At 43.1% G+C, this 668-nt stretch carries 2 protein-coding genes; one reads left to right on the top strand and one right to left on the bottom strand.

The annotated features are described in order from the left end of the window. A partial coding sequence (locus B4H32_RS07415; protein ID WP_286801135.1) for a DUF2147 domain-containing protein occupies positions 1 to 371 on the top strand: 371 nt, incomplete at its 5' end. Between the two features lie 54 nt (positions 372 to 425). Here B4H32_RS07415 and B4H32_RS07410 read toward each other — a convergent pair. Beyond that, positions 426 to 668 (bottom strand): hypothetical protein (locus B4H32_RS07410; RefSeq protein WP_414630954.1); only part of this gene is annotated, 243 nt, incomplete at its 5' end.

Raw genomic sequence — 668 nt, 5'->3', positions numbered from 1 at the left:
ATCGTACAGGTGAGCAACTCTCAATCGTAGAAGTAAAAAAGAAACCTGATGGCACTTATACAGGAACCATTGTCTATCGTTATCCTGTTCCAGGAGGTGGGAATATACTGACCAACTGTGTCAAGTGCCCTGAACCTTTCAAAAATAAACCCATTCTGGGTCTCCAGATTGCCTGGGGGTTAAAAGAAGACCCAAACAACCCAAATCACTATATTGATGGTCGGGTGCTAGAACCTACATCTGGACGAATTTATAAAGGTAAGGCTGTGGTGAGTGGTGAGGGTAAACGCCTGCGCATGCGTGGTTATATGGGAGTGTCTGCACTAGGCCGCACCGTGGTCTGGATTCGTACTGATAGCCCAAATCCTTAATTTTAATTTGACTAAAACCTCGAATTTCAGATTCGAGGTTTTTTATTAGGTAAACTAAACAGGGCACGGTAGATTTTCGTCCTCCTGACCGATTTTTTTCGCGGCAATCAATGCCTGTACTTTTTTGCTTGGTACTTTTTCTTTTCCAAGCGCATCATAGGTATTCACGATATTGGTAACTTCCAGGGCGCTAAGATCAATACCCTCCGCCGATAAGAATACTGAAATCACATGATGATCAACGCCTGCAGCAGCAAGATCATGGATTGCCTTAATATTTTCTAGACGATACAAATG

This window comes from Acinetobacter sp. UBA2063, assembly GCF_002333245.1.
In the GTDB taxonomy this organism is placed as follows: domain Bacteria; phylum Pseudomonadota; class Gammaproteobacteria; order Pseudomonadales; family Moraxellaceae; genus Acinetobacter; species Acinetobacter parvus.
This window is presented reverse-complemented; position numbering and strand designations above follow the sequence as displayed.